Annotated in this window: 3 protein-coding genes, 1 tRNA gene and 1 pseudogene; 1 reads left to right on the top strand and 4 read right to left on the bottom strand. The window is 67.9% G+C overall.

Annotated features, from left to right (window positions below; all coding sequences use genetic code 11):
* From CSW58_RS06580 to CSW58_RS06565, 4 genes are all read right to left on the bottom strand, one after another.
* Window positions 1–218, bottom strand: a 218-nt coding sequence (locus tag CSW58_RS06580; RefSeq protein ID WP_143755107.1) for a response regulator, incomplete at its 3' end; no start/stop codon positions are given.
* The gene (locus CSW58_RS06575; protein ID WP_099446751.1) at window positions 205–3423 is read right to left on the bottom strand and encodes a PAS domain S-box protein; all 3219 of its coding nucleotides are present in this window, start codon (window positions 3421–3423) and stop codon (window positions 205–207) included. The genes CSW58_RS06580 and CSW58_RS06575, both read right to left, overlap by 14 nt.
* Before the next feature lie 145 nt (window positions 3424–3568).
* Window positions 3569–3645, bottom strand: a tRNA-Met gene (locus CSW58_RS06570).
* 46 nt (window positions 3646–3691) lie between these two features.
* Window positions 3692–4744, bottom strand: coding sequence for a glycosyltransferase (locus CSW58_RS06565; RefSeq protein WP_099446750.1), 1053 nt, complete (start codon window positions 4742–4744; stop codon window positions 3692–3694).
* Between the two features lie 120 nt (window positions 4745–4864).
* On the opposite strand from CSW58_RS06565, the pseudogene CSW58_RS06560 reads away from it, so the two are divergent.
* Window positions 4865–5145, top strand: a pseudogene (locus CSW58_RS06560) (PQQ-dependent sugar dehydrogenase); the annotation flags it as partial.

Genomic DNA, 5145 nt, shown 5'->3' with positions numbered 1-5145 from the left:
CGCCGCAGCACGCCGAACCCGTCCAGATGCGGCATGTTGATATCAAGCAGGATGGCGTCCGGGCGCGACGCCTGAATACCCGCCATCGCCTCCCAGCCATCCCGCGCCCGGGCGGTCCGATAGCCGGCCAGGGCCAGACGGGTGACGATCAGGTCAAGGACGCCGCGATCGTCGTCCACGACCAGGATCAGACGCGGCCGGACCTCATGCCGCGTCATCGAACCGCTGTCCAGCAATGGCCTCGGCGATCGCCTTGACCAGAACACCGGCGTCGAGGGGCTTGGAGACAACCGCGTCGAACACGCCCTCCTCGGCCTGGAACCCGGTCTCGGCCGAGAAGGCCAGGATTGGGGCCGAGGCATTGGGCCCGTCCTCGAGGCGAATGCGTCGGGCCGCGCTGGCCCCGTCGAGGACCGGCATGCGCAAGTCCATCAGGATGACGTCATAGGGCGCGCTGCTTGCGGCGTTCAGCGCGGCCTGGCCGTCGTTCACGGTGTGCAGCTCGACCTCGAACACCTGGAGAACGGCGCGCACCAGCTCGCGGTTCGAGGCGTTGTCATCGGCCAGCAGCACCCGGCAGCCCCGGGGCAGAAGGAACTCGCGGGAAGGCGTCGAGTCGATGTCATGGGTTACGCCCATCGCCTCGGGGGCGTCGATGCTGAACCAGAATCGGGCCCCCTGTCCGGCCTGGCTCTCCAGGCCGCACTGGCCGCCCATCGCGTCGATCAGGCCCTTGCAGATGGCCAGGCCGAGGCCCGTGCCGCCATGGTTGCGGGTGGTCGAACCGTCGATCTGGGAGAAGCGCTGGAACAGCCGGGCCTGCACGTCGGGCGACACGCCGGGCCCGCTGTCGGTCACCGACAGGGTCAGGCGCTGGGTGGAGCGATCATAGACGGCGTCGAGCAACACCCGACCCTCGTCGGTGAATTTCACCGCATTGCCCAGGAAGTTCAGCAGGACCTGGCGCACGCGTTCGGGGTCCAGCACCACCTGGTCGGGCAAGGCCTCGATCCCGGCGACCTCGAGCCGCAAGCCCTTTTCCGCGCCCTGCAGGCTGAACAGGTCCAAGGCGTCCAGGGCCAGTTGGGCCGGTGAGGTCGCGACCGGCTTGATCTCGACCTGCCCGGCTTCGAGCTTGGAGAAATCGAGGATGTCATTGACCGTCGCCAGCAGCGCCTTGCCGGCGTTCGAGGCGCTGTGCGTGAACAGGCGAGTGGTCTCCGACAGCTCGGGCTGGTTCGCGATCAGCTGGGTGAAACCCAGAACCGCCGTCAGGGGCGTGCGCAGCTCATGGCTCATATTGGCCAGGAACTCCGACTTGACCGAGGCGGCGGCCTCGGCGTCGGCCCGGGCCTGTTGAAGCTCGACCTCGGCCATTTTACGCTTGGTGATGTCGCGCACCACATCCTGCATCGAGACCGGCGCCCCGGTCTGTGGATCGCGGATGATCCGGGGTCTCCCCTCCAGCCAGACCCAGGCCCCGTCCTTGCGCCTGACCCGATATTGCAGGGTCGGCGAGGTGCTGTCGGCGGGCTCCGTCACAAACGCCAGATAGCGCGTCATCAATCCATCCAGGTCGTTGGGATGGACATAGGAAAGAATCTTTTGGTCGACCAACTCCTCGGGCTCATAGCCCAGGACGGCGCGGCAGGCGGGCGTGATGAAGGTGATCGACCCGTCCAGACGGAACTCCGAGATCATGTCCGTGGCGTTCTCGGCCAGCAGCCTGTAGCGCGCCTCGCGCTCGACCAGGGCCATCTCGGCCTCGCGCCGCTCGGTGATGTCCATCACCGTGCCGACCAGGGTGACCATTTGCCCCTCGGCGTCGCGCTCGAAGATCGAACTGGCTGACAGATAGCGTGTCCGCCCGTCGTCGAGGACGATGCGGATGACGCTGTTGTAGTCCGGATCGCCCGTCCGCATGCGCTCGCTGATCCGCGCCGTCGTCATGGCCTGATCTTCTGGATGGACCTTCCACAACAGATGGCCGATGCGGGGCACGAGCCCCGGGTCCAGACGGAAGATCTCGTACATCTTCGGCGACAGGCTCATGTCCTGGGTCACCAGATCCAGACGCCAATAGCCCACCCCGGCGATATCCTCGGCCAGCAGAGCGCGCTGGGCCTGGGTCCTCGCCTCGTCCCGCGCCGCGATGGTGGCCAGTTCCAGGGCCTTGCGATCGGAGATGTCGTGCGAGACGCCGGCGATTTCCTGGGGTTTGCCGTCGGCGTCGTTGACCAGCCGCATGTGGGATTCAACCCAGACCACATGCCCGTCCTTGTGGATCGAGCGATGCTGCAGGGTCATTTCGGGGCAGCCCTGGGCCATGGCCTGAACGGCCGCCAGGGTCCGCTCCAGATCATCGGGGTGCAGGAAGGCTGAGGCCGGACGCGCCATCGCTTCTTCCGGCGTATAGCCGAGCAGACTCTCGTTGGCCGGCGAGACGAACGTGGCCTGACCCTCAAAGTCATGCAGCGTGATCACATCGCCGAGATGTTCCGTCAGCAGTCGGTAGCGCGCCTCGCTGGCCTGAGCGGCCTGCAGGGCGATTTCCTGTTCAGTGATGTCCTGGAACACGCCGAACAGGGCGGTCACCGCGCCGTGCAAATCCAGTTCGCAAACGGCGTGGGACACGACCGTGCGCGCTTGGCCATCAGCCCGGTTCAATCGCCCCTGGAATTCGTAGCCGCTCTTGGTTGCGATGGCCTCGGCCATCTTGGCCGCGATCGTCAGGCGGTCTTCCGGCTCGAAAAACGCCAGGGCGTCGTCGAGACTGGGATCGAACGACGCCCGATCGACGCCGTGAATGGTATAGACACCGTCCGACCAGACCGGCTTGTTGGTCGACAGATCCACGCGCCAGTGACCGACGCCTGAGATCTGTTCGGCCATCTTCAGCAGGCGCTGCTTTTCGGACATCAGCCGATTGACCCGACCCAGTTCGAGCGCGTCGACCGCGATCTGGGCCAGCATCTTCAACTGATTGATCTTGATCGACCTCGGCCTGCGCCGGGGCTTGGTGTCGATCACGCACAGCGTGCCCAGATTGACACCGTCCGACGTGGTCAGGGTCGCGCCGGCATAGAAACGGATGCCCGGTACGCCGGTGACCAACGGATTGTCGCAAAAGCGCGGATCCTTGATGGCGTCCTCCACCACCATGATGGCGTTTGGCCCCATCGCGATGGCGTGGGCGCAGAACGCCACGTCCCGGGAGGTCGAGCAGACGTCCAAGCCACGCTTGGACTTGAACCACTGACGTTCCTCGTCGACCAGCGACACCAGGGCGATGGGCGCCGAGAACAGATTGCTGGCCAAGGCGGTCAGGCGGTCGAAGGCCGCTTCCGGCGACGTGTCGAGCACGCCATAGGCCTTAAGCGTTGCAATACGCTGCGCCTCGGCCTTGATCGTCGTCTCACCCATGGCTCTGAGTGTCGCACACAAGCAACCGCCGGAGCATTAACCCGAGGGTGCGACACGGGCGCACAGGCCAGGCCAAATCGGCCGGCCGCGCGCCGAATTCACGACCCGGCGACCGGTGGGGAGACGACAGAGATAAAGGAGGGGGTGGTGGCTGGAGGCGGGATCGAACCGCCGACCTGTGGGTTATGAATCCACCGCTCTAACCATCTGAGCTACCCAGCCCCGCGCGAAGCGGAGGCGGGCTTATAAACGCAAAGCGGGGCGCGCTTCAAGTCTCCGAAATCATGCAATCGATCAGACTGCTCAACCGCGCCGCCAACTGCTCGGGACCGTACTTGGCCAGAACCATGTTTCGGGCCTCGGCGCCCAGGCTGACGGCCTGCTCGGGCGCGGCGATCACCGCCGCCAGGGCCTGGGCCAGGGCCTCGGGGTCGCCGGGCGGACACAGCCGTCCGTTCAGGCCGTCGGCGATCATTTCCACCGGCCCGGCGATGGCGCTCGACACCGCCGGCAGGCCGACCGCCATGGCCTCGAGCAGCACCAGGGGAAAGCCCTCCTGATAGGACGGGAAGGCGAAGACGTCGCCGGTCGCCAGGAAGGCCGAGACATCGCCCCGCCAGCCGACCAGTTCGACCCGGTCGCCAAGGCCATGCTGGACGATCAGGGCCTCCAGCCGCGGCCGCTCGTCGCCCTCGCCGGCGATCTGGCACCGGGCCTCGACCCCGCGATCGCGCAGCCGGGCCAGGGCGGCGATCAGCACGTCGAACCCCTTCTTGGGATGCAGCCGTCCGGCCGCGACGATCAGCGGCGGCTGGCCGGCCTGGGCGAAGGGCGCGGCGCGGGCCACGGGCGGCTTGACCGCATTGGGCACGAAATGCACGCGCTGGGCCGGGGCGCCGCGCGCGATCGCCAGGTCGGCCAGATGCTGGCCGACGCACAGATAGTGGGTGCGGGTGGTCTCGATGTCGAACACCGGCTTGTGCACGCAGATCGCCAGCACCGCCTTGGCCGGGGCGACCTTGGCCATCAGCCGCGCGGGCCGCTGGCCGTGGCTGAGGATCAGGTCTGGACGGGTGCGGGCCACCAGCCGGCGAGCCGCGCCGACGGTCAGCGGATCCCAGTCGGTGAAGGCCGGCAGGGTCTGCAGGGCCGGCCGGCGGCCGGCGGTCTGGGCCGCGACCTTGCCGCCGCGCCGCACCACCCCGACACAGGCGCCGCCATGGTCGGCGGCCCAGGCCTCGAGGATCGGCTGATAGTCGAGGAACACCTGCTCCAGTCCGCCCAGGCCCTTGCCCAGCATGGCGTGCAGGATGGTGGTCAAGACAGGCTCCGGGCGGCGACGACGAGGCGGGACCTTCGACGGGGCGGCGGGCCGTGTCAACGCGAGGAACCGCGACCAGCCCCCTTACCTTGGGCCGGAAGGCTCGGCTAAGATCATCCCATGCAAAGCCCCCTGCTCTTTTCGACCCTCGCCCTGGCCCTGGCCGCCTGCGGGCCCAGCCTGTCGGCCGCCCCCGACGCGCCGGCCCCGGTCGAGACCCGCGTCGCCAACGCCCCCAACCAGACGCCCGCCTTCCCCGGCCAGACCCGCGCGCCGCTCAAGGCGGCCGGCGTGGCCTATGCGGTCGAGACCCTGGCCGGCGGCCTGGACCATCCGTGGGGCATGGCCCTGCTGCCCGATGGTGCCATCCTGGTCACCGAGCGCGCCGGACTGCGGATCCT

The organism is Caulobacter sp. B11 (assembly GCF_002737765.1).
GTDB lineage: Bacteria > Pseudomonadota > Alphaproteobacteria > Caulobacterales > Caulobacteraceae > Caulobacter.
Note: the sequence above shows the minus strand (reverse complement) of the source record. Positions and strands in the feature narration are given on the sequence as shown.